The sequence below is a fragment of the Pedobacter sp. SL55 genome (assembly GCF_026625705.1).
Lineage (GTDB): Bacteria > Bacteroidota > Bacteroidia > Sphingobacteriales > Sphingobacteriaceae > Pedobacter.
Genome location: NZ_CP113059.1, coordinates 1,161,667 through 1,185,732 on the forward strand (window position 1 = coordinate 1,161,667; position 24,066 = coordinate 1,185,732).

The window sequence follows — 24,066 nt, forward strand, 5'->3', positions numbered from 1 at the left end:
AGATGTGAGTATTGAGATATGAGATACTGAGTTATGCACTACTTTAAACATCAGATTGCAAATGCTCATCGTAGGACTTTTCACTTTTGACTTTAAACTTTTTACTTATTTGAACGAACAAAGCTAAGGTTAATATTGCACTAATTACATAACCGTACCAAGGCATATCAATATCATCGGCATTGGTATAAGATTGATTGTTCATTTGCAGATAATAAGCCACACAAACCGCATAGGCGTTATTTAAAAAGTGTGCAAAAACGGCATACCAAATGCTGCCCGTAAAATAGTAAACGTAACCAAATGCAGCGCCCAACAACAAACGCGGCAAGAAACCATAAAACTGAAAATGGATGGCACTAAAAATTATTGCAGAAATCCAAATGGCTACATGAGGATTAGATTTGATACGGAAAACGGTTCGTTGTACGGCCCCCCTGAAAATTAATTCTTCGCAAATGGCCGGAGTAACGGCAATTACCAACAGGTTTACCACCAAATCGCCAACGTTTTTCATTTTAAGAATGGCCTCTGTAGCTTTTGCCGCAGAGTCTTCCATTGCTCTCATCCACCTTTCTACACTTGCTAAAAAATCTGGAAATACCATTTTTTGGTTCCACTCGTTGGTAAGGCCCATTAATGGCATCCAACAAATAGAAAGCAGGGCTACCAACAGTAGCCAATTAATTTTTGGGGCTGTAACCCCGTAAAAAGTAGTTAATTTTTTTCTCTCTACTACCGCTAAAAAAATGGCTGGCGCTAAAAAAAGGCCAATCTGTTGTGCTACAAGCAAAATTTTAAAGGCGCCAATATATCGCATATCATTCATTGCTGCGCCTTTAAGCCCATCAATTCCACTGGTTAAAAAAACCAGCACCATGCCTAATAAGGCAAAAACTATTAATCCGCCAATGGCGAATAACAATAGGTAGAGCATTTGCACAAATGGGCTATTCTCTTGCTTGTTGGGGCTACTTTGATACATTTTTATTTTTATGTGTAACTTTGCAACGTTTTAATTGGCTTTGAATATAGAAAAATGTCTGTAAAGATAGGAAATATTGATTTAGGAGAGTTCCCCCTATTATTGGCGCCCATGGAAGATGTGAGCGATCCTCCTTTCCGTTACGTCTGTAAACAAGGCGGGGCAGATATGATGTACACGGAGTTCATTTCTTCTGAAGGCTTAATTCGCTCTGCGGCAAAAAGTAGGGCAAAACTTGATATTTTTGAATACGAGCGTCCTATTGGCATCCAAATTTTTGGGAGCGATATAGAAAGTATGCGTGAAGCTACCGAAATTGCTACTTTGGCTGGCCCAGATTTGATGGACATTAACTACGGTTGCCCCGTTAAAAACGTAGCTTGTAGAGGTGCTGGTTCTGCTCTATTACAAGATATTGATAAGATGGTAAAAATGACGGAAGCTGTAGTAAAAGCAACGCATTTACCTGTAACCGTAAAAACCCGCTTAGGCTGGGACGATAATACCAAAAACATAGAAGAAGTTGCCGAACGTTTACAAGATATTGGTATACAAGCTTTAACAGTACACGGCAGAACTAGAGCTCAGTTATACAAAGGCGAGGCCGATTGGACACTAATTAGAGAAATTAAGCGCAATCCGCGTATCAAAATTCCAATTTTTGGTAATGGCGATATTGATAGCCCAGAGAAAGCCGCCAACTGGCGTTTAGAATATGGTGTAGACGGAATGATGATTGGAAGAGCCGCCATTGGCTACCCTTGGATTTTTAGAGAAGTGAAACATTTTTTCGCCACGGGAGAGCATTTAGCGGGGCCAACTTTACTCGAGCGTGTAGAGGCTTGTAGAACACATTTCACGAAATCTGTAGAATGGAAAGGCCCAAAGGTTGGCGTGTTCGAAATGCGTCGCCATTATGCAAATTATTTTAAAGGCTTACCAGATTTTAAACCTTATCGTACTCAGCTAGTTAAAGAAGAAAATATAGACACTATATATACTTTACTAGACGAAATTTTAGATAAATACATTAATGTAGAGCCAATTACGGAACTGGCTTGATTATTGAGCGAAAGTTTTTTTAGAACTTATAGCTATGGTAACAGCAATTACACAAGACGTAAAAATATCGGTAGATACCATTTATCAAGATGAGCATTCTAACCCTGCAAATGGACATTTTATGTTTGCCTACCGTATCCATATAGAAAACCTTTCTGATTACGAAATACAGTTAATGCGCCGTCAGTGGTTTATTTTTGATTCTAATGGTACCGTAAGAGAAGTAGAAGGCGAAGGCGTGGTGGGCGCACAACCGGTTATTGCTTCTGGCGATAGCTATTCTTATGTGTCTGGTTCTAATCTAAAAACCGATATAGGTAGTATGCGTGGCCGTTATTTAATGCACCGTAGCGTAGACAATACCGAATTTATGGTTGATATCCCAGAATTTCAATTGATTGTCCCGTTTAGGTTAAATTAATTTTGCTTCAATTAAAGACAACTACTTGGGCGGGCTGATGTATTAGTGTACTACCAATTGGTTTGGCTTAGAGCTAAGCAAGCCACAACAATCTCGTTTTACACTATAAAACACACAAACCAAAAAAATTTTCGTTTTTTATTGCATTTTATTACCTTGTTAGCCTATTTATCGCTTAAAAAATGATACAGCTAGGCTATCTTACTTTTGTTGAAGAACAGTTAAAAAACATAGATTTTGACGATAAAAAAGACCTAATCAAAATCGAAAAAATTCTTAAAGCAGAAGCAAAGTTAAACCCCAATTTTAAGACTAATGACATTGAGAACTTGTTAGCTTTTCTGTATCTACATGGCTCTAAATTTATACCCCTATTACAACATAAAAACATAGCTCTCATTTTAAAGGGAGAAGGCGACTATATTAACTTTGCGCCATTTAAAGAAAACATAGCTGCTGATGTTTTGGATGAGTTTGTACAATTGTTTGAAGAAAACATTTTAAACTATCTAAAAACCTGCATTCCAAAAAGCAAGTGGTCTAGTATTAAAAGCGTGTTCAAAGTTTATCCGTTTTTACTGAATGATTACATTGTACAAGAAACCTTTGATGCCTTTAGCCTCAAAAACAAAGCCGTTGCAGCTGCTTTGGTGGGAGGAAACTATGCAGATTTTGTGAATAGGAACCCTTATGCGTCTGATATTTCTTATTATGCGCTATTAGCCGAAATGGACGAGTATTATTTTGAGGAAGACATTAGGCAGATCAACAACATCACTGTAGCTCAACAAAAAGAAAAAGGAGCAAATATTACCGCTCTAGGCAAAATATTATATGCTGCAACTTATTACAACGCTTATACAGAAGAATTATCAACGGTATTAAAAGATAACCAAAACGTAGCTTACCATTGGATATACCCATACCACGAAAAACCTACCGCTTGGACGGCCTCTAACATTGCCATTTTGGTAGCGGTTGCTTTGGGCGCCATTATATTTGCCTTAGCCTTACCGACAGGCATAGGTGGTGGCGCTTGGATTGCTGTAATTGTAGGAAATATCGCTTTCCGACTTTTAAAAAAATTAACCTTGCTATCTTAGCCCCAAGGTTCCGTTTTGGTCTTCTAAATAATCTTTTGGTTTAACTTTAAGTAAGTTGTACAGGCTAGAAATTACTGCTTTAAGCTCTGTAAAATTGCGTTTTTCAATAGCTTCTTCGCCCTTGTCTATCAGCTTTTTCACTTGGCTGTGATTGTCGTAATCGTTCAAATCTGTATGTGCATAATCGTAAAACAGCGAAATGTAAGCCTCATCATTTTGATAGTACAATTCTCTAGCCAGCCGTTTCAATTCTTTTGTTTTAGACCTGATGATAGACAACTGACCTGAGTTAAGGAAAAGCTGTTCGCTTTTAATTACATTACTAAAAGTGCGATCTATTTTAGGATTAGGATGCAATAAGAGCTCTTCCTTAATTTCCTGCTTATAAAGTTGATATTCTTCTATTTCGGCAAGTACATTTTTACCTCTAACCAATTGATCAAATTGTTGGAAAACCTTTCTTTTTCGTTCGTCAATATTAAAAATCTTATCCGTTACCACATCATCTTCTATTTCTATCAATTCTCTTAGTAGTTCTATAATTTCAATTCTAATTAAATTAAGTTGGTCTACAATATGATCATTTTGGTGGTAGTTATACTCTTCAATCTCTCCATCTATGGTGCCCAATACATCTTCTAGTTCTTTTCTAATCTTTTCGATGGAGACTTTTCTAGCCGAAGCATTAAATAGCTCTTGTTTTTCTAAATTGATAGAATCGATAAATATGCTTATTGTTAGATCTCTGGATTCGCTAATAGCAAAATTGATTTCTATATCTGTTCCTTTCAGCAAGTTTACTTTTAAATCTGCTGCTGCGATCTCTAAATAACCAATACAAAGATTACTTGCTGGCGAAGTTGCCGCATTACCCTCTACTATATTGATAATTAGCTTTTCTTCCGTTTCTTTTAAAATGGTTTTAGAGATGGTTTTGTATATTTTTTTTGATAAAGGCAGGATTTCATTTTTCTTGAATATCCGTTCTAAAAACGTGGTTCCAAGTGTATCATCAACTTCTATGCAGATGTCGTTTGGCAAAGGTTGGCCAGAAATATTGTAAATGCCGTGGTTAATGGACAGGCGGTCTTTTTCGAAGACCAATTGCTGCTGTTTATCAAAAATCTTTACGTTAAAATAATTGATAGACTTGGGTAGCAACTTTAGAAATTCGTTAAAGCGAGAATGAAATGGCATTATTCCGGTATCAAAGCCTCCATCGGTTCTGGTTATTCTGTAGTACCCCGAAAACTCATTGGCCACCAATCCCGTTAATAATTCTTCTGGATCCTGTGAATTGATTTCGTACACTAATTTTACCTCTTTTAGCTGTTCTACCGGCGTTGTGGCTTGTTGCGCATTTGTTTCCGTATTTGGGCTGAGCATCCGTGTTCCTGCAAAATAACTTGCGCCTACAATAATAGCCGTAGTAGGGTCTATAGTAGAGTCTACATAGCAATTAAAGCTGTTAGCTAAGCTGGTTCTGATGTAGGGAATATAAGTAGTGCCGCCCACTAGGATAATTCTATCTATCTGCTCATTTTGGATGTGATTTTTCTGCAACAGCAACTTCGTTAGCTTGATAGTTTCTTCTACTTTAGGTTGTATTAGCGTATTGAACTGTGCTCTCTTAATTTCTATTTCTGCAAAGTTTCCGTTAAAATCTACCTCCACATAAGTGTTTTCATTGATAGAAAGTTCTTTCTTGGCTTCCTCTGCCTTATATACCAATTCTACAAATAGCTTATTGTAATCGGCACTTTCGCCATTTACCATCTTTTTCCAAAGACCATTTTCAACAAAAAGCTGCTCTAGTTGCGGGCATAATAAATGTTCAACCATCAGTTGGTCTATATCTACACCGCCCAAAAAATTATTTCCTTCGTGATCTATTATCTTCAGGTCTCTATCACTAATATTTACCAAAGCAACATCGAATGTGCCACCACCAAAATCGTAAACAAGCCACTTTTTTTCTTCGGTAACTTCTACACTTTGGGTGTTCGCATAAGCCAAACAAGCTGCAATAGGCTCTTGCAACAAAGCAACCTCGGTTAGTCCAGCATTGTAACCAGCTGTTTTAGTGGCATTAGATTGTATCGTATCAAACGATGCGGGTATAGTAACTACCGCCGCCTTAGGCTTTTCTTCACCGGCAAAATTTAGCAGTTCTTTTAATATCAAGGTTGAAAAATCTATAGCCGTTTTCTTTTCGTTTAACGGGGTTTGATAAACATAATCGCTTCCCATTTTTCTTTTAAACGAAGAAAAAACCTGATCAGGCTGTATTTTGGTAAACTCTCTTGCCTTATCTCCAATTAAAATTCTGTCGTTTCTGTAAGCTACCACAGAGGGCAAAGTTTCTCTAAAACCTACCGGATTTTTGTAAACATTTACCTTGCCGTTATGGAACTTGCCTATACCAGAATTAGTAGTTCCTAAGTCTATCCCGAAATCTATATTTGCCATTCTTATTCTACTATTACCACCGCTTTTTGTACAAGCGTATTTTCGCCATCAGCCTGAAGATAAATGGCTGGTTTGATTACTTTTGATATTTTATTTTGATGATTTTCACTTAGAAAATTCGCTTCAACAGACACATCTCTTTCATCGTATCGCTGTCCTATCGGATTAACGATCATATAACCTTCTTGTTCTATTTCGTGGTACAATCTTTCGAAGTTTCTCTTCACATTTTGTCCATTTTCTGTACCAAGCTTGGTTTCTATTTCGAAGATTTGATTGATGATATTTTTCATACGATTTTCTTTGAGTTCGTTATCGTCACTAAATTAAAATTATTTGATTGATTGTTCTAATTTTTATCTTTTTGATTCAAACAGAAAAGGGATAGCTTCCGCCATCCCTTTTTCTGTTTTTCTAAATAAGCTTATTACTCCCTACTTCGTCCAAATAGCATAGAAGCGTAATATAACAAGTTGGCCAGTGCACCCAGCGCAGCTACTACGTAAGTCATAGCGGCCCACCATAAAGCATCTTTAGCTTGTGTATTTTCTTCGGCTGTTTGCATTACGCCTTGGTTGTTTTTTAGCCAAAGCAACGCTCGGTTACTGGCATCAAACTCTACGGGCAAGGTTACAATACTAAATAACGTAATTACTGCTAAACCTACTACACCCACACCTAAAACAATTGGATTACCGGTAAAACCGATAAGCAAAACGCCTATTAACAATACCCATTGCAATAAATTAGATGAAATACTTACTACAGGTACCATGCTAGATCTAAATTGTAACCAAGTATAGCTTTTTGCATGCTGTATCGCATGGCCGCATTCGTGTGCGGCAACAGCGGCGGCTGCAACGCTTCGTCCGTAATAAACATCTGTACTTAAGTTTACAGTCATATCGCTCGGATTATAATGATCGGTAAGCTGACCTTCTGAACTGAGTACTTTTACATTGTAAATTCCATTATCGTGTAGCATTTTTTCTGCTACCTCTTTGCCCGAAAAACCTGAGTTAAGTTGCATTTCGGCATATTTCGCGAACTTATTTCTGAAACGCCACTGTACAAACATACTAAGCAGAAGTATCGGAACAATCAATATTAAATAAGTTTCCATTTTTTAACTGTTTGTGTTATCCTGTTTCGCTAAATCAAAAAGTGTTCCCATATTTATAATAAATAAAAATTTTACAATTTTTCATGCAAGCCACCAACTTATCTTATTGGGAAAAAGCTAATTTTTACCGTTCCGATGTGCTCATCGTTGGTAGCGGAATAGTTGGTTTAAATGCAGCCATAATTATTAAAAAGCAGCAGCCAAATCTAAGTGTAAGCATATTAGAAAGAGGTTTTTTGCCTTCTGGAGCAAGTACTAAGAATGCTGGTTTTGCCTGTTTTGGTAGCCTATCAGAACTGGTAGAACAAGAAAAAATTTGTGGTACCAACGCTCTGCATCAACTCATTGGCAAACGCTGGAAAGGGCTGCAAAAATTACGCTCAATGGTTGGCGATACCAAACTAGACCTACAAATTAATGGTGGTTTTGAGCTTTTTAAACCACAAGATTTTACTTTGAGCGAAAAATGTGTATCAAAAATTAGCCATTTTAACGAGTTAATTAAGGATATTACCAGTAATGATAGTGTCTTTAATACAGCTCATCAGCAAATTAATTCTTTTGGGTTTGATGGTATAGATTGCCTAATTGAGAATAAACTGGAAGCGCAGCTAGATCCAGGAAAGATGATTAAAGCATTGGTTGAAATTGCTAGTTCATTGGGCGTAGTGATATTAAGCAATTGTACTGTCAATCAGTTTGAGCAAGAAGAAAACCGCATTTTAGTGGCTACTTCGCAAGGTAATTTTAAAACTAAAAAACTGCTGTTTTGTACCAATGCTTTTGCTAATCAGCTCATTCCAGATTTACAGTTAAAACCTGGCCGTGGACAAGTTTTAATTACCAAACCTATCGAAAACCTGAAATTGAAAGGTACTTTTCATTACGATAAAGGCTACTATTATTTTAGAAATGTAGGCAATAGGGTTTTACTTGGCGGTGGTAGAAACTTGGATTTTTTTACTGAAGAAACCCATCAGTTTGGCGAAACCCCATTGGTGCAAAACACTTTACTACGCTTGCTGAAAGAAGTAATTTTGCCATATACGGCTTTCGAAATTGAACAAAAATGGAGCGGAATTATGGCTTTTGGCCCAGAACTTTCGCCAATTATTGAAGAAGTAAAGCCTAATGTGTTTTGTGCCGTACGTTGCAACGGAATGGGTATTGCTATTGGCAGCCAAACCGGCGAAGAAGCAGGAGAAATGGTGTTAAGGAGTTTTTAAGTTCTTGCAGAATAGGCTTACGAAGTTTTTGAAACTTCGTAAGTCTTCCACTAATTAACAATTGAGTTACTCAAAAACTACGGTCTTGTTACCCACTACAAAAACCCGATCATCAAACACCAACTCCAAAGCTTTGCTTAACACCGATTTTTCAATTTCTCTACCAGCAATAGCCATTTGCTTAGCACCATAAGTATGGTTTACGTGTATGGTTTGCTGATTAATGATTGGACCTTCGTCTAAATCGTTAGTAACAAAATGTGCCGTTGCACCAATAATTTTTACACCGCGTTTAAAAGCCTGCTGGTACGGACTAGCGCCAATAAAAGCTGGCAAAAACGAATGGTGTATATTGATAATTTGATGCTTGTACTTGGCCACAAAACTAGGCGAAATGATCCGCATGAATTTCGCCAATACAATATAGTCCAATTCATACTGATCTAGCTGTGCTATAATTGCACTTTCAAACTCTTCTTTAGAGATATTCTCGTGAGAGATGTAGTGGAATGGCACATCTAGCTTTTCTGAAAGTTCTTTTAAATTTTCATAGTTACCAATTACACATTTAACCTCTGCTCCTAGCGTTTTAAAATAATTTCTTATCAAAATATCCGACAAACAATGAAACTCCTTAGTTACCAATACCGCAATACTTTTATCTGCTTTGGGTACTACCTCTATCAAAGCATTTTTTGGCAATGCGTTTTGTAATTCTAATTTTAATTCTTCCGCATTTTCTATGAGGTTGCCACAAGAAATCCTAGCAAAAAAACGTTGTTCTTCTTCATCTACAAACTCACGCATAGCGATGATATTGAGCTTGTGGTTTGCCAAAATACGAGTGATATTGGCTACCAAGCCCACTTCATCTTTACATTGTATTAAAACTAAAAGCTTATTCATGAGCTAAATATAGCATTTAGGTAGAAATGAAATATAGCCCTCGTCGTTAATTTTGTTATTTTGTATGAGATTTGTCACAGTACCTGTCCCGATTACGGGATGCACAGCTATTTGGAAATATGAGTTACAATAAAATCTGTGCATCTGTGGCTTAAAAAAATTAATATGGAAATCATTATTGTTGCTTTATTGGCAATCATTATTATTTTTTTGGTGGTTTTGCTTACCAAAAAATCGAGTAAACCAAATGAGCAAGAATTACCTGCTGTGGCTATTCTAAAAGATGAAAATCAACGTTTGCAGCAAGAACTTACCCAATTAAGAGCCAATTATATTAATGAAAATAACAGGGCTACCCGTGCCGAAGAAAACCTAAAAGCACAACGCGAAATTGCCTTTAAACAGCAACAAAATTTAGAAGAACTACAGCAAAGGTTTAATATAGAATTTTCCAATATCGCCAACAAAATTTTAGATGAAAAATCGGCGAAGTTTACTTTGCAAAACCAAAGCAATTTAGATCAAATTCTTAATCCGCTAAAAGCAAATATCAAAGCTTTTGAAGAGAAAGTAGATAAAGTTTACCAGACCGAGGCAGCCGAACGTAGCCAACTGAAAGGTGTTATTTTTCAGTTGATGGATCAAAGTAAACAGATACAAACCGATGCCAATAATTTAACCAAGGCCCTAAAAGGAGATAATAAAAAACAGGGCAGTTGGGGCGAAATTATCTTGGAAAGAGTGTTGGAAACATCGGGCTTGGTTAAAGACAGAGAATATACCATCCAAAAAAGCTTAAATAACAGCGAGGGCGAACGTTTTCAACCTGATGTGGTCATCAACCTTCCCGACGATAAAAATTTGATTGTAGACGCTAAAATATCGTTGGTAGCCTATGAAAGAATGATTAATGCAGAAACCGAAGAGGAAAAAACGCTTTACCTTAAACAGCACCTAATTTCTATCAAAAATCATATCGATGGTTTGTCGGCTAAAAATTATCAGCATTTGTATGCCATTAACTCGCCAGATTTTGTCTTGTTATTTATACCCATTGAGGCTTCTTTTAGTGTAACTGTGCAGGCAGATACCGAACTTTTTAATTATGCTTGGAATAAAAAAGTGGTTTTGGTTAGCCCTACCACGCTATTAGCCACTTTACGCACCATTGCCAGCATTTGGAAAGTAGACAGACAAAACAAAAACGTATTTGAAATTGCTAAAGAAGCTGGCGGTTTGTATGACAAATTTGTTGGTTTTATTAAAGATATGGAAGATATAGAAAGGAGTTTAACAAATTCGCAAAAAGCTTATAACGAAGCTTTTAAAAAACTACAATATGGCTCTGGAAACCTAATTACTAGAGCCGAGAAAATAAAAAAGCTTGGTGCCAAAACAAACAAACAGATAGATCAAAAATTTTTAGATAGCGAAGACTTATAGATTTTCTATCAACTTAACTAATTTTTCTTCTTGCCCCTGCCTGCTCAGTTCGTAAAGTTCTTCTGGCGTTCTATTAATTTTCGTCGGATTTTCCTTTAAATTATTATCTATCTCATTTTTAAGCACTGCAATAATTTCCTCCTCATTTTCACAAACAAAACCAGCATCATATTTCTTTATACTTTCTTCTAAATCGCCGGCATCATTTAATGGCAGTAAAATAGGTTTTTGAAAAGCTAAATATTCATATTGCTTTGTAGTAATAATTTCTTGTCTTTTACCATATTTTAAATGAAAAAACATAGTTGCACTATATAATTCTGAATAAGCCTGTGCAATAGGCATTTTAGGAGTAATGTGTGTATAAGGCTCTAAATTAAATTGTTTAATTATTTCTTTTAGTTTTAAAGAGCTTTCTGAACCAATAAATTTTAGTTGAAAGTGTTTTGGCTGTATAACGTACAAATCTATCAGCCTTCTCAGCGCTTTAAAAAAAGTAATATCCTCTAACTGATCATTATAAACCGTTCCAAGGTAAACCAATTTAAAAGTATAAGGGTGGTGTTTAATTAAATTAAAATTGATTTTCTTTAAATCGTAGCCATTTCTAATTACCGCTATAGAGGGCTTGTATTTTTCTGGAAAAAGATTTTTGATAGAGTCTGAAATGGTGACAATTAAATCTGCCGCTTTTAAATTTCTAAGCTCTTTTCTTTTCAAGAACCTTTTTCTTAGAAACGATAATATTTTATTGTCTTCTATTTGCTTATAACCAAAAACTCCTGGATCTCTATAATCTAAAACTAATTTACAACCAAACTCTTGTTTTAGTGTATAACCTAAATTGTGTATAGCAATTGATGGAAACGAAACAAAGATGATGTCTTCTGTAGTAAGCTGAATATTTGTTTTCTTTTTATAGTTATCAAACTCTCTTCCTAGATCAAAAATTTCTTTACCAGCGAAAAAAAAATAGAGCGCCAACCAAAATTTAGCAGGTATCCGGCGCCCACTCTCTATCAAATTTTTATAAATATTATGAAAAAAACCTTGTGTATAACTCAGCGGTATTTCTACTAAATTTCCCTTTATTTTGATTGGTCTTTCTACCTTATTTCTATTTCCGTAAACAAAATGTACTTCGTAAGATTGAGCTAAATTTTCGGCTATACTCAGTAACCTATTGAATCCGGTTTGGTAAGTTTCCTTGCCATGATAAGAAAATATAAAAATACGCTTCAACAGTTTGGTTTTAGAAAGCCAATATATTGAATATGTGGTAAATATTTAAAAATAAATATATGAAAGGTAATCCCGAGTTGATAAAAGCCCATTATCCTTTAAAAGCGTTCCATCCTTGTGCTTTTAGCTCATGTACTACATCAGATTTTGATATCATTTTTACACCCGAGTTTTTATCAGTGATATGACCAATGATACTGATATCTACATCATTCTTAAGCTTTTCGTAATCGGATTGTTTAATGGTAAAAAGCAATTCGTAATCTTCGCCGCCATTGAGTGCACAAACCGTTGGGTCTAGACCCAATTCTCTAGCGGTTTCGTAAGTTACGGGATCAATTGGTAATTTATCTTCGTAAATGGTACAGCCTTTATCGCTTTGCGTGGCAATATGCAAAATTTCAGAAGCTAAACCATCCGAAACGTCTATCATTGAAGTAGGTTTGATCTTTAATTGAGCTAATAAATCTACCACATCCCTACGTCCTTCGGGTTTTAATTGGCGTTCTATGATGTAATCTTTACCTTCTAAATCTGGCTGAATTTGCGGATTTTCTAAGAAAACCTGCTTTTCTCTTTCTAAAATTTGCAAGCCCACATAAGCACCGCCCAAATCGCCAGAAACGCAAAGTAAATCGCCTTCGCCGGCACCATTTCTGTAGGTTACATCTTCTTTTGCGGCATAGCCGATGCTAGTAATGCTAATGACCAAACCTTGCTTGCTTGCCGAAGTATCGCCGCCAATTAAATCTATATTAAATTTATTGCAGGCCAACTCAATACCTTTGTAAATTTCTTCGATAGCTTCTAAGGGAAACTTACTAGAAACCCCCAAGGATACAGTAATCTGCGTTGCTATACCATTCATGGCATAAATATCGCTTAAATTAACCTGCACCGCTTTGTAACCTAAGTGCATTAACGGAACGTAAGAAAGGTCAAAATGTATACCTTCTAGCAATAAATCTGTAGAGATTAAAGTCTGTTTATCCTTAAAATCAAGCACTGCAGCATCATCGCCAACTCCTTTAACCGAACTTTCATGCTTAACTTTAAAGTGATCTGTTAAGTGTTTAATCAGTCCAAATTCTCCTAATTCTTCTAATGAAGTACGCTCTTTATTCTCGAACATTATATTTTTCCTTTAATATCTGTTAAAATCCATTGTAACTCTCTATCGTAGTTACTTATTCTATCTTTTAAGGTCGATTGTATTTCTACGTCTGGAAAAACGCCTCTACCATACAAATCTTGTTGATAAATAGGAGCCATCCTGTTTAATCCGAACCTTAAAGCTAATTTACTATTTTTCAAAGTAACTACTGGCATTCTACCAGCTGTACATTGATTAAATCCGCCGCCGGTTTCTATACCTACAAAAGTAGCTCTATTTATTCCTTTTAAATTAGCACTTAGCAAAGAAGATGCAGAAAAACTAAATTCGTTTATCAATACATATACCTTGCCTTTGTAATTATTTTTGTGAGGCTTTTGAGGTTGATATCCTTTCATGAAAGAAAAGAAGTTACCTTCCTTATCTTCATAAATATTACTGTTATCGTTAAAGCCAGTAAGGTAATACCTCAATTTTTTTAAGCCAGTTTGATATTTGTCTGCATTAAAACCACCGTTGTTAATTGGCTTAGCTAAATACACAAATTCTTTATCTGTTAAGTATGCAAACAAGTCCAAACTAGAGCTCAAAAGTCCACCAGGATTGTTCCTAATATCTATGACTAAATTCTTACTTTTTGATAAAGAGATACTATCGAAAACCTGTTTATAAAAAAGTGTAAAATTAGCACCAGCTACACTAAAACTCTTAATTTTTAGGTAAGCAATATCTTTTTCTTGGTCTAAAAATTTAAAATCTAGCTGATATTCTCCATTTACTTTCGCACCTCTATGTTTTAGCGTTTCTTTTATCTTTTTAACAGGTGCTTTCGCAACATTTTTAGCCGAATCTAATTTCTTTTTTTCTTCAGCATCTTTCTTCTTATCATAAAAAGAAACAAAAGTGTTGATCACTGCACTATCAGTTTTAAACTTGATGGCTACACTATCTTGCTCTGAAAAATAGATTTTGTAAAGACTTGCAAAATTTCTTTCTATCCGCTTATTTCTTGATAGTGAGTTATACCCATCATAACTAAAACCTGTGGAAACAATGTTGAATATCTCTTTTGGAGCCAAACCATCGATCTCCAAAATCTCGCTACCTGTTTTTATTTGCCTGTTTTTACTTTTGTTGTTAATCACTATCAATTTATCATCAGCAACTGCATAAGTAAACTGATGGAGCGGATAAACTTTATTTTTCGCAGTTTCTCGTTCTGCTTTATCTTTTACAATTACCGATGGAAAACGTAAAGCCGTATGCCCACATTTAATGGCAGCAACTACTGGCGAAAGTTGTTGATAAAATTGATTAGTTGTAAGTGGTTCATTAATAGCATTTTTTAAGCTATCGAATTTAAAATCGAGTTGATTTTTTGAAATATACCAATACAAACCTGGGTGTCCATCTTTTAAAATTTGATGAGCTAGCTCTACATCTTGCCGTAAACTTTCTATGCTGTGCTTTTTCTCTGTAATGGCAAAATTATAATCCTTTACAGAAGAGCAAGCAGCAAACGAAACTGCAGTTATTAACAATAAATTTCTAAAAAAGCGTCGCTTAAACATCCTACAAGCCCAATTGTGCAGAAATTGCTAACATTCTTTCAATGGGTTTTCTAGCTTCTTCAATGATATTTGCTGGTACAGTAACTTCTGGCATTCCGTTTTTGATACACAAGTAGAGTTTTTCTAAAGTATTGCGTTTCATGTAAGGACAATCGTTACAGGCACAAGCGTTGGTAGGAGGGGCCGGAATAAAAGTTTTATCTTGACAAGCCTTCTGCATTTGGTGGATAATTCCACTTTCTGTAGCTACAATGAATTCTTTTGCATCACTGTTGATGCTGTATTTCAACAATCCGGTGGTAGAACCAATGTAATCTGCCATTTGCAACACAGATTCTTCACACTCTGGATGTGCAATAAACTTCGCATTCGGGTGACGCTCTTTTAGTTTCGTGATTTTTTCACGAGAAAAAATTTCATGCACCATACAAGCGCCATTCCACAAAACTAGATCTCTACCTGTTTTTTTGGCTACCCAAGCACCTAAGTTTTTATCCGGACCAAAGATAATTTTTTGATCTTTTGGCAAGCTTTCCACAATTTGTACCGCATTTGTTGATGTACACACAATGTCACTCAAAGCCTTCAGCTCAGCGGTACAATTCACATAGGTAATTACCAAATGATCAGGATATTTCTCCTTAAACTTTTTAAACAAATGCGGTGGACAACTGTCTGCCAACGAACATCCAGCTTTTAAATCAGGCAATAAAACCTTTTTTTGTGGCGATAAAATTTTGGCTGTTTCTGCCATAAAATGCACGCCAGCAAAAACAATCACATCAGCTTCTGTTTTAGCAGCTTCTTGCGATAAACCTAAACTGTCGCCAATGTAATCTGCAATATCTTGTATATCAGGATCTTGATAATAATGCGCTAAAATAATCGCATTTTTTTCTTTTTTTAGTCGCTCTATTTCCGCAAATAAATCCAACGTTGGATCTATTTTTTCTTCTACGTAACCTTTTCTATTCAGTTCTTCTAAAATTTCCATTACTGTGCTTTTTAGCTACAAATGCTTTTTAAGTAGTCGTTAATTTTTTTGTAAAGATACAGAGCTTTCCACTTTATCAACGCTTCAAACAAAATATAATTTAATTAAATAAATAGATTCTTATTCTTTATTAGTGTGTTGAAACTGTTAGAAAGAATCATAAAAAAATGTTGTAAAATGACTTATCCCATAGTTATCCACAAATTTTATGATTTTTTAATTTAAACTTACGTTGATTCTCAATGTTATACTTTTTTGTGTTTTAAATTATCAATATCAAAATGTGTATTGTTAAGTATGTTGTTAAAAGTTGATAACCTACATAAATGTGCTTAAAAAATCTGCAAAAGATTGTGTCAAACTTGGCTTTTTACTTAGCTTTAAACAATCAAAAATAGTTGTTATGATAATTTATACAATCAATTCACAGGGTTGTTAACGTTATCCACATACTTATTACATATTTTATAATTTAATGAAGAAAGTCAATTTTTTAGTCATAGGATCGGGGATAGCGGGATTAAGTTTTGCACTTAAAGCAGCTAAATATGGTAAGGTACTGATAGTTACCAAATCTAACGAAGACGAATCCAATACGAAGTATGCCCAGGGTGGTGTAGCTGTAGTTGTGGATAAGTCCGATTCCTTCGAAAAACATATACAAGATACGCTAATTGCGGGAGATGGTTTGTGTGATAAGGATATTGTGGAAATCGTAGTAAAAGAAGGGCCAGAGCGTATTCAAGAGATTATTGATTATGGAATTAACTTCGATAGAAATAATGCTGGCGTTTATGATTTGGCAAAAGAAGGAGGACATTCTGAACACAGAGTGCTTCATTATAAGGATGTTACAGGTTACGAAATTGAAAGTGTTTTGTTGAAGCAAATCCATCAGAATGAGAATATAGAGATCTTAACCCATTATTTCTGTTTAGAACTAATTACTCAACATCACTTGGGTAAACATGTGGATAAAAGTAGTACAGATATTAATTGTTATGGTATTTATGCTTTTAACACTGAAAATAACCATGTAGAAAAGATTTTGGCCAACGTTACTGTGTTGGCAAGTGGTGGAGCTGGGCATATTTATGCAAATACTACCAATCCAGTTATTGCCACAGGCGATGGTATGGCGATGGTTTACCGTGCAAAAGGTAAAGTGAGAAATATGGAATTTATCCAATTTCATCCAACAGCTTTGTATCATCCAGGAGAGTATCCTTCCTTCTTAATATCTGAAGCGGTTAGGGGATTTGGTGGTGTTTTACGTAGGAGAAATGGCGAAGAATTTATGTACGAATACGATGAACGTGGTTCTTTAGCTCCTCGTGATATCGTAGCTCGTGCTATAGATAATGAAATGAAAAAATCGGGCGATGATTTTGTGTATTTAGACATTACAATGCGCAAGAAAGCGGATATTTTGACTCATTTTCCTAACATTTACGCCAAATGTTTATCTATTGGTATAGATATGACTAAAGATTATATACCGGTAACGCCAGCTTGCCATTACATGTGTGGAGGGGTTTTGGTAGATGAAAACGGAAAATCATCTATTAACAATTTATATGCTTGTGGCGAGGTTTCGTCAACTGGTTTACATGGTGCTAATCGTTTGGCTTCCAATTCATTATTAGAAGCTACTGTTTTTGCACATCGTATTTTCTTATCAGCGATAGAGACTTATCAACATAATGTGATTCCAGATAACATTCCAGAATGGGATGATAAAGGTGTAATTCAATCTAACGAAGATATTCTGGTTACACACAATTTGAGAGAAACTCAGAAAATTATGAGTGATTATGTCGGTATCGTACGCTCTGATTTTAGGCTGGATAGGGCCTTAAGGAGGTTGTATCTATTGTTCGAAGAAACAGAAGAATTTTATAAAAATAATAAGGTATCAGTGAAGTTATGTGAGTTACGTAACGTGATTCAGGTGGCGTATATGGTAATTAAATCGGCCAAAGCCAGGAAAGAAAGTAGGGGATTACATTATACCACAGATTATCCACAACATGCAAGCGAATTGGTTGATACTATCATCTAGTTTACAGTTTTCAATAATCAGTTTACAGTCTAATATCTAAATACTAACTACTAATTATCTCATGTCTATTATATTACCAGTAAAAGGAGTTAATCCACAGTTTGGAAGTGATTGTTTTATAGCTCCTAATGCCACAATTGTTGGCGATGTTAAAGTAGGAAAAAACTGTTCCATTTGGTTTAATGCCGTAGTTAGGGGAGATGTGAACAGTATAACTATTGGCAACGAAAGCAATATTCAAGATGGTGCAGTAATTCATGCTACTTATTTAAAAGCAGCAACAATTATTGGTAATAGAGTAAACGTGGGTCACAATGCAATTGTACACGGTTGTACGGTAAAAGACAATGTGTTAATAGGTATGGGTGCAATAGTAATGGATAATGCGGTTGTTGATGAATATTGTATCATAGCTGCTGGAGCTGTGGTTTTAGAGAATACCATTTGCGAGAGTGGTTATATCTACGCTGGTACTCCTGCAAAAAAAATAAAGCCCATTACTGAAGAGCAACGGGCTTTATTGAATAAACTGCCTGATAATTATATCATGTATGCAGATTGGTTTAAGTAGCTACATTCTCCTGAAACCACCCACGTTACCTGTAGGCTGATTGTTGTTAGAAGGAGCAGGCCTAGTTGTATTGTTATCATTTATCGGCTTTTCTTTTATTTTAGGTACAGGGATAGGAGCCACCAAAGGGATAGTTATGGTTTCGTTCCTATCCCAATTTGCCCTAATAGATAGTTCTTTAGGGTAGTACCATATCGCTTCTGGCTGCGTTCCCAATTTTACATTACCGGTATCCCAAATACCATTTTTATTTTCGTCATACACAATTCTTCCGTAGTAAACGCCTTGTTTATAGTTACTTAATTTAACTAAAGATTTCTTTGTAACGGGGAAACTGGCGATGATTTGATTATCTTTATTTACAATCTCAAGAATATAACTTTTAGCAGAGTCTGGAGTTTCAACTTGTAGTACTAACGAACCGTATTCGTTGGCGTCTCCAAGCGTGAATTTTTTAATTAGTTCTTTATTTTTTGCTTCAAAAATAGCATTTACCGCATTCTCTCTAATTAATAAGATATAATCTTCTTTAGCTCTCCATTTATATTTGATATGGTATTTTAGGAAGTTGGTACTATCTTTTTCTAAGGTAAATTTCCTTGGTATACTGTCTTCTAACAATATAATTTTACTTTCATCGATACTTTTGATGGGAAAATTGAAGCTGATTGTAAGGTCTTTATTTGGATTTAAAGTACCACTTTCTAAGTTGTCAGATGCATTAACTACTCTATTATAAGTATCTCTTTTTGATCTACTGAATTTTACGGTATCTAAAGTTTTTCCCTCATCTTTTATAGCAACTTTTACCGAGTCAAAAGATAAATCTGCTAGCCATAAGCTTACTGAATCTTTAGTTTTGTTAAATTGAAATAGTTTGTCTTGATCTACGCTAGGAGGGAAGATTACAGTTAAATCGGGGTTATTTAGCTTTTTGTTAAAGCTCATAAAAATACTTCCATCTGCGTTTAACTTTCTATCGTTAACTCTAAAATTTGGTGCAATTTCTTTAAAAACACTTAAGCGTAGGCTATCAATATTTTTATCTAATACAATAGGGTCTTTAATGAAACCAATTTCATCACTTATTTGCTGGTAAATTCTGTCGCCACCACCTTTTTCTTTTAACGCATAAACTTTATAGGTGTCTTTTTTTAAATTGTTAAGTTTAAAGTTTCCGCTACTATCTGTTAACGTAAAAATAGGTGCTCTTTTTTTGCCAAATAAACTATCCCTAGATAAGGGAAGTATAAATACCGTACTTTCTATTTCTGCTTCTCCGGTTAGTGCATTGGTTACATTTCCACTTAAGCTTAACGAATCTATGGTAGGTCCAGTGGCAAAAGCATAGCTGAAGTTTTTAAGTACATTGCCTTCATTTAGATCTACAATTGATTTTCCGAAATTTAAAGTATAGGTAGTATTTTTCTCTAGAGAATCTGATAAATTAATTTCAAGTCTTTTCAGCTTAGCTCTAAGTTCTGGTACTTTTTCTAATTCCGGAGAAATTGAAAATTCTTTAAACTCATTACTTAACTTAATGTATTCATCAAATTCTATAATAATTTTTTTAGCTGTGAAATTTGTAGTTAAATTTTCTGGAGTCATTTTCAATACTTTCGGCGGAGTAGTATCTCTTGGTCCGCCTTCTGGAGATTTCATAGCGGCGCAACCATAGATCAAGCTAATTGCGCCAACAAGCACAAAAAAAATGAAGTAAAAATGGTAATTTCTGTTTTTTAGCATTTATAAGCGTTTTAAGCGATTTTTACCTTTTTTGGAATAATTGTATTAAAATTTTTAGTTATACGTTTATAACGCTTTATTTTAATTGATTATTTTATATGTTTAATAATTTGATTTTCAATTATTTAGCTATATGAACCATTAAAACAGAGATATCTGATGGAGAAACACCAGAAATTCGAGAAGCTTGGCCAAGCGTACGTGGTTTAATCTTCAATAACTTTTCTCTGGCTTCTTTTGATAAAGATACTAATGTGTTATAATCAAAATCAGGATTAATTGCTTTGTCTTCCATCTTCTGCATTTTGTTTACAATCTCTTGTTCCTTCTCAAAATAAGCTTCATATTTAATTTTAATTTCTGCTTGCTCTACAGTTTCTATTTCAAATTTATTTAGCAGCTCATTAAAAGGTTCACTCACTTTTCTAATATCGCTAATGTTAACTTGCGGACGGCTTAGTACACTAAATAATTTTACATTTTGCGTTAAAGGCGAAGTACCCAATTCTTCCATTAATGAATTAGCTTCTGCCATTTCTATGCCCTGTTTTTTTGTAAAAGCTACAATATCGTCCGAATCTTTTACTTTCTGTTTTACCAGTTCTAAACGTTCATTGTTTACTAAACCTAATTCGTGAGCAATAGGAGTGAGGCGAATATCAGCATTATCTTGACGTAATAATAAGCGATGCTCTGCCCTAGAGGTGAACATTCTATAGGGTTCTTCGGTACCTTTGGTTACTAAATCATCTATCAAAACGCCTATGTAAGACTCTGAACGCTTCATAATGAGCTCGTGTTTGTCATATACCTTCTGGTGTGCGTTTATTCCAGCTATAAAACCTTGACTAGCAGCTTCTTCATAGCCAGTTGTGCCATTTATTTGACCTGCAAAGAACAAATTACTGATTAATTTGGTTTCTAGTGTTAACGAAAGCTGGGTAGGTGGAAAATAGTCATATTCTATGGCATATCCAGGCCTAAACATCTTCGCATTTTCGAAACCAGGTATCTGAGTTAATGCTTTGTATTGTACATCTTCGGGTAATGAAGTAGAAAATCCATTGACGTAAATCTCACAGGTATTCCATCCTTCGGGTTCTACAAAAATTTGATGACGTTCCCGTTCTGCAAATCTGTTAATTTTATCTTCGATAGATGGGCAATATCTAGGGCCTAAGCCTTTAATTCTACCCGTAAACATTGGCGATTTTTCAAAGCCTTCTTTTAAAGTTTCGTGTACTTTATCGTTGGTATAGGTAATCCAGCAACAACGTTGATCTGTTGGAAGTGCTACGTTGGTATAAGAAAATCTGCCTCTTTCTTCATCTCCCCATTGCTCTTCCATTAAACTATAATTCAATGAACGGCCATCAATTCTAGGAGGGGTACCTGTTTTCATCCTTCCAGCTTCGAAGCCTAATTCTACCAATTGTTCGGTTAAGCCTGTGGCAGATTTTTCTCCAGTTCTACCACCGCCCATTTTTTTCTCGCCAATATGAATGATACCATTTAAAAAAGTACCATTGGTAAGCACTACAGATTTACCTTTTATCTCTACACCTAAATTAGTTTTTACACCAATAACAGTATTGTTTTTAATCAATAATGAGCTAACCATTTCCTGCCAAAAATCTACATTTGGTAAGCTTTCTAACGTTAGTCTCCATTCTTCAGCAAATCTTTTTCTATCATTTTGCGTGCGTGGGCTCCACATTGCAGGGCCTTTAGATTTGTTTAACATCCTAAATTGGATGGTAGTTTTATCGGCAATGATACCCGAATAGCCACCCATAGCATCAATTTCTCTAACTATTTGACCTTTAGCAACACCACCCATTGCAGGGTTGCAACTCATTTGAGCAATAGTTTCCATGTTCATGGTAATCAATAATACCGATGAACCTAAATTTGCAGCAGCGGCAGCAGCTTCACAGCCTGCATGGCCGGCGCCAACTACAATTACGTCGTATTCTTTAAACATATATTTTTCGATGTTTCACGTGAAACATTAGTTTTATTTTGCTTTTTTAATCATGTTTCACGTGAAACATGATTAATTTTTATTTTTCAGATAACTCCATCCATCTTTCCATATCTGTTTCAATAGTTTTATTGATGTTGGTTATCGTTTCTGATATTTCTTGGATTTGGATATAATTAGATGGGTCTGTTTGATTTAGTTCTTGCGTTAAGGTTTTAATTTTATTTTCGTTTTCTGCTAAAGCCTCTTCTAGTTTTTTAAATTCTTGTTGCTCTTTAAAGCTAAGTTTATTGCCGCTTGATGCTTGGGTTGGTTTTTGTTCTTCTACTTTTTGTTTCTTTGAAGCGGCTTCTTTTTCTTGTTCTAAACTGTTTCTGTGTTCAGAATAGTTACCATTAAATATTTTTACATTTCCGTTTCCTTCCATAATAAATAACTGATCACTCATTTTATCTAACAGGTACCTATCGTGAGAAACGAGGATTAATATGCCTGGAAAATTTTCTAAAAATTCTTCTAAGACATTTAGGGTATCAATATCTAAATCGTTAGTTGGTTCATCTAAAATTAGAAAGTTTGGATTTTGCATTAAAACTTTCATTAAATGTAAACGCTTTTTTTCGCCACCACTTAATTTCTCTACCAAACCATGTTGCTTTTTTGGAGGAAATAGAAATAGTGTAAGTAGGGCAGAAGCGGAAATTGTTTGTCCATCCGCCATTTTGATATACTCAGCATCTGCCTTCACGATATCAATTACTCTTTCTTTTTCGTTAAAACTTAATCCACCTTGCTTGTAATATCCGTATTGAGTGGTATCTCCAATATCAACTTTACCCTTGTCAGGATTTAAGTTTCCTGTGATGATATTTAAAAGTGTGGATTTTCCAGTTCCATTTTTGCCCGCTAAGCCAATTCTATCTCCCTTTTTAAAAACATAAGAAAAATCATTGATGATAGTTACATTATTGAAACTTTGGTTAATGTGGTCAAGCTCTAAAATTTTGTTTCCCTGTCGGGCCATTTTTACATTTAAAGTAACTTTTTGATGATCTACTCTTTGTTTAGTTTTTTCTTCTAAATCATAAAAAGCGTTTTGTCTAGCAACAGATTTTGTTCCTCTAGCTTGGGGCATCCTGCGCATCCATTCTAGTTCTTTCTTTAAAAGATTTTTATTTTTCTGAAAGGTAGCATCATCTTGTGCTTCTCTTTCTGCTTTCTTTTCTAAGAAATAGGCATAGTTGCCATTATAAGTAAAAGTTTTCCCTCTTTCTAGCTCTACTATGGTGTTGCAAACATTATCTAAAAAATACCGATCGTGAGTAACTAATAATAACGTTTTGGCTCCAGAAGTAAGTATTTTTTCTAGCCATTCAATGGTATCAATGTCTAAATGGTTGGTTGGCTCATCTAAAACGTAAATTTCTGGATCTTCAATTAAAAGTTTAGCTAAAGCTAGCCTTTTACGCTGACCACCAGATAAAGTATCTATTTTTTGCTGCAAATGATTGATGCCCATTCTGCTTAAAATAGTTTTGATCTGGTGCTCGTATTCCCAAGCATTGTGTTCGCTTAATTCTTCATATAATCTATTGAGCTTCTTTTCATCAGGGTGCTCTTCCTCAATTAATTCTTCATATTCTTTAATGAGTTGTTGTTGCTTATTTTCGGTAGAGAAAATAAAGTCGCTAATGGTAGCATTTTCTGGAAAAGAAGGTTCTTGGTCTAAGAAACCAATTTTGGTAGATTTATTTTTCACTACTTTTCCTTCTAGCGGAGCAAAGCGCTCTGCCAGTAGTTTCATTAGGGTGCTTTTACCAGCGCCGTTAACGCCAACTAGTGCCACACGCTGCCCAGCATTAATTCCTAATGTTAAATTTTTAAAAAGCCATTCGTCGTGATAGGCGTGGCCAAGCCCTTCTGCTGCAATTAGTGTACTCAATGTATTTCGAAACTATTTATATAATCAAACTATTATGATTGCCGTATAATGTAGTTCGGCAAATCATAAGTTGTTTAATCATTTTTAAAAAACAATTATAAA

General features: G+C 35.1%; 19 protein-coding genes. 7 read left to right on the forward strand and 12 right to left on the reverse strand.

From position 1 onward, the window contains the following. Positions 1-43 precede the first annotated feature (43 nt). The gene (locus tag OVA16_RS05305) at positions 44-985 is read right to left on the reverse strand and encodes a CPBP family intramembrane glutamic endopeptidase (protein ID WP_267763999.1); all 942 of its coding nucleotides are present in this window, start codon (positions 983-985) and stop codon (positions 44-46) included. Positions 986-1,039: 54 nt separating this feature from the next. On the opposite strand from OVA16_RS05305, the gene dusB reads away from it, so the two are divergent. From dusB to OVA16_RS05320, 3 genes are all read left to right on the forward strand, one after another. Beyond that, a complete protein-coding gene (gene dusB, locus OVA16_RS05310; protein WP_267764001.1) occupies positions 1,040-2,047 on the forward strand; it encodes a tRNA dihydrouridine synthase DusB in 1,008 nt (335 codons plus the stop codon). 34 nt (positions 2,048-2,081) lie between these two features. Next, positions 2,082-2,468 carry a Co2+/Mg2+ efflux protein ApaG gene (gene apaG / locus OVA16_RS05315; RefSeq protein WP_267764002.1) on the forward strand — a complete coding sequence of 129 codons (387 nt, stop codon included), beginning with the start codon at positions 2,082-2,084 and terminating at the stop codon, positions 2,466-2,468. Between the two features lie 182 nt (positions 2,469-2,650). Next, positions 2,651-3,571 carry a hypothetical protein gene (locus OVA16_RS05320; RefSeq protein ID WP_267764004.1) on the forward strand — a complete coding sequence of 307 codons (921 nt, stop codon included), beginning with the start codon at positions 2,651-2,653 and terminating at the stop codon, positions 3,569-3,571. On the opposite strand, the gene OVA16_RS05325 is transcribed toward OVA16_RS05320, so the two are convergent. The 3 genes from OVA16_RS05325 to OVA16_RS05335 form a co-directional block, all read right to left on the reverse strand. Then, positions 3,563-6,040 (reverse strand): Hsp70 family protein, encoded by a 2,478-nt coding sequence (locus OVA16_RS05325; RefSeq protein ID WP_267764005.1) that lies wholly within the window; start codon positions 6,038-6,040, stop codon positions 3,563-3,565. The two genes, OVA16_RS05320 and OVA16_RS05325, sit on opposite strands and share 9 nt — an antisense overlap. Positions 6,041-6,042: 2 nt before the next feature. Beyond that, positions 6,043-6,333 carry a hypothetical protein gene (locus OVA16_RS05330; RefSeq protein ID WP_267764006.1) on the reverse strand — a complete coding sequence of 97 codons (291 nt, stop codon included), beginning with the start codon at positions 6,331-6,333 and terminating at the stop codon, positions 6,043-6,045. A gap of 134 nt (positions 6,334-6,467) precedes the next feature. Beyond that, positions 6,468-7,163: a zinc metallopeptidase gene (locus OVA16_RS05335; protein WP_267764007.1), complete on the reverse strand. Its 696-nt coding sequence runs from the start codon at positions 7,161-7,163 to the stop codon at positions 6,468-6,470. 83 nt (positions 7,164-7,246) lie between these two features. Here OVA16_RS05335 and OVA16_RS05340 point away from each other — a divergent pair, with 83 nt between their 5' ends. Next, positions 7,247-8,389: an NAD(P)/FAD-dependent oxidoreductase gene (locus tag OVA16_RS05340; RefSeq protein ID WP_267764009.1), complete on the forward strand. Its 1,143-nt coding sequence runs from the start codon at positions 7,247-7,249 to the stop codon at positions 8,387-8,389. 66 nt (positions 8,390-8,455) lie between these two features. Here OVA16_RS05340 and purU read toward each other — a convergent pair whose 3' ends face one another. Beyond that, a complete protein-coding gene (purU, locus tag OVA16_RS05345; RefSeq protein ID WP_267764010.1) occupies positions 8,456-9,295 on the reverse strand; it encodes a formyltetrahydrofolate deformylase in 840 nt (279 codons plus the stop codon). A gap of 165 nt (positions 9,296-9,460) precedes the next feature. Here purU and OVA16_RS05350 point away from each other — a divergent pair, with 165 nt between their 5' ends. Further along, positions 9,461-10,738, forward strand: a complete 1,278-nt coding sequence (locus tag OVA16_RS05350; protein WP_267764011.1) for a DNA recombination protein RmuC — start codon at positions 9,461-9,463, stop codon at positions 10,736-10,738. Here OVA16_RS05350 and OVA16_RS05355 read toward each other — a convergent pair. The 4 genes from OVA16_RS05355 to nadA all read right to left on the reverse strand — a co-directional run bounded on the left by OVA16_RS05355 (position 10,733) and on the right by nadA (position 15,659). Then, positions 10,733-11,980 (reverse strand): hypothetical protein, encoded by a 1,248-nt coding sequence (locus OVA16_RS05355; RefSeq protein ID WP_267764012.1) that lies wholly within the window; start codon positions 11,978-11,980, stop codon positions 10,733-10,735. The two genes, OVA16_RS05350 and OVA16_RS05355, sit on opposite strands and share 6 nt — an antisense overlap. A 91-nt stretch (positions 11,981-12,071) precedes the next feature. Further along, a complete protein-coding gene (gene thiL, locus OVA16_RS05360) occupies positions 12,072-13,112 on the reverse strand; it encodes a thiamine-phosphate kinase (protein ID WP_267764014.1) in 1,041 nt (346 codons plus the stop codon). Next, positions 13,112-14,635: a S41 family peptidase gene (locus tag OVA16_RS05365; protein ID WP_267764016.1), complete on the reverse strand. Its 1,524-nt coding sequence runs from the start codon at positions 14,633-14,635 to the stop codon at positions 13,112-13,114. Before OVA16_RS05365 ends, thiL begins: the two co-directional genes overlap by 1 nt. 31 nt (positions 14,636-14,666) lie before the next feature. Beyond that, positions 14,667-15,659: a quinolinate synthase NadA gene (gene nadA / locus OVA16_RS05370; RefSeq protein ID WP_267764017.1), complete on the reverse strand. Its 993-nt coding sequence runs from the start codon at positions 15,657-15,659 to the stop codon at positions 14,667-14,669. A 475-nt stretch (positions 15,660-16,134) separates the two neighbouring features. Here nadA and nadB point away from each other — a divergent pair, with 475 nt between their 5' ends. Together nadB and OVA16_RS05380 are read left to right on the forward strand one after the other, a co-directional pair. Beyond that, positions 16,135-17,721, forward strand: coding sequence for an L-aspartate oxidase (gene nadB / locus OVA16_RS05375; protein ID WP_267764018.1), 1,587 nt, complete (start codon positions 16,135-16,137; stop codon positions 17,719-17,721). Positions 17,722-17,782: 61 nt separating this feature from the next. Beyond that, positions 17,783-18,292, forward strand: a complete 510-nt coding sequence (locus OVA16_RS05380; RefSeq protein WP_267764020.1) for a gamma carbonic anhydrase family protein — start codon at positions 17,783-17,785, stop codon at positions 18,290-18,292. On the opposite strand, the gene OVA16_RS05385 is transcribed toward OVA16_RS05380, so the two are convergent. The 3 genes from OVA16_RS05385 to OVA16_RS05395 form a co-directional block, all read right to left on the reverse strand. After that, the gene (locus tag OVA16_RS05385) at positions 18,293-20,038 is read right to left on the reverse strand and encodes an Ig-like domain-containing domain (RefSeq protein ID WP_267764021.1); all 1,746 of its coding nucleotides are present in this window, start codon (positions 20,036-20,038) and stop codon (positions 18,293-18,295) included. Positions 20,039-20,159: 121 nt separating this feature from the next. Further along, on the reverse strand, positions 20,160-22,022 hold the full coding sequence (gene mnmG, locus OVA16_RS05390) for a tRNA uridine-5-carboxymethylaminomethyl(34) synthesis enzyme MnmG (RefSeq protein ID WP_267764022.1): 1,863 nt from the start codon (positions 22,020-22,022) through the stop codon (positions 20,160-20,162). A gap of 79 nt (positions 22,023-22,101) precedes the next feature. Next, positions 22,102-23,964 carry an ABC-F family ATP-binding cassette domain-containing protein gene (locus OVA16_RS05395; RefSeq protein WP_267764023.1) on the reverse strand — a complete coding sequence of 621 codons (1,863 nt, stop codon included), beginning with the start codon at positions 23,962-23,964 and terminating at the stop codon, positions 22,102-22,104. Positions 23,965-24,066 lie beyond the last annotated feature (102 nt).

What these genes read in the sequence shown, in the direction of transcription:
- OVA16_RS05305 (WP_267763999.1), bottom strand. Translation starts at nt 985, where the DNA reads ATGTATCAAAGTAGCCCCAACAAGCAAGAGAATAGCCCATTTGTGCAA.
- dusB (WP_267764001.1), top strand. Translation starts at nt 1,040, where the DNA reads ATGTCTGTAAAGATAGGAAATATTGATTTAGGAGAGTTCCCCCTATTA.
- apaG (WP_267764002.1), top strand. Translation starts at nt 2,082, where the DNA reads ATGGTAACAGCAATTACACAAGACGTAAAAATATCGGTAGATACCATT.
- OVA16_RS05320 (WP_267764004.1), top strand. Translation starts at nt 2,651, where the DNA reads ATGATACAGCTAGGCTATCTTACTTTTGTTGAAGAACAGTTAAAAAAC.
- OVA16_RS05325 (WP_267764005.1), bottom strand. Translation starts at nt 6,040, where the DNA reads ATGGCAAATATAGATTTCGGGATAGACTTAGGAACTACTAATTCTGGT.
- OVA16_RS05330 (WP_267764006.1), bottom strand. Translation starts at nt 6,333, where the DNA reads ATGAAAAATATCATCAATCAAATCTTCGAAATAGAAACCAAGCTTGGT.
- OVA16_RS05335 (WP_267764007.1), bottom strand. Translation starts at nt 7,163, where the DNA reads ATGGAAACTTATTTAATATTGATTGTTCCGATACTTCTGCTTAGTATG.
- OVA16_RS05340 (WP_267764009.1), top strand. Translation starts at nt 7,247, where the DNA reads ATGCAAGCCACCAACTTATCTTATTGGGAAAAAGCTAATTTTTACCGT.
- purU (WP_267764010.1), bottom strand. Translation starts at nt 9,295, where the DNA reads ATGAATAAGCTTTTAGTTTTAATACAATGTAAAGATGAAGTGGGCTTG.
- OVA16_RS05350 (WP_267764011.1), top strand. Translation starts at nt 9,461, where the DNA reads ATGGAAATCATTATTGTTGCTTTATTGGCAATCATTATTATTTTTTTG.
- thiL (WP_267764014.1), bottom strand. Translation starts at nt 13,112, where the DNA reads ATGTTCGAGAATAAAGAGCGTACTTCATTAGAAGAATTAGGAGAATTT.
- nadA (WP_267764017.1), bottom strand. Translation starts at nt 15,659, where the DNA reads ATGGAAATTTTAGAAGAACTGAATAGAAAAGGTTACGTAGAAGAAAAA.
- nadB (WP_267764018.1), top strand. Translation starts at nt 16,135, where the DNA reads ATGAAGAAAGTCAATTTTTTAGTCATAGGATCGGGGATAGCGGGATTA.
- OVA16_RS05380 (WP_267764020.1), top strand. Translation starts at nt 17,783, where the DNA reads ATGTCTATTATATTACCAGTAAAAGGAGTTAATCCACAGTTTGGAAGT.
- OVA16_RS05385 (WP_267764021.1), bottom strand. Translation starts at nt 20,038, where the DNA reads ATGCTAAAAAACAGAAATTACCATTTTTACTTCATTTTTTTTGTGCTT.
- mnmG (WP_267764022.1), bottom strand. Translation starts at nt 22,022, where the DNA reads ATGTTTAAAGAATACGACGTAATTGTAGTTGGCGCCGGCCATGCAGGC.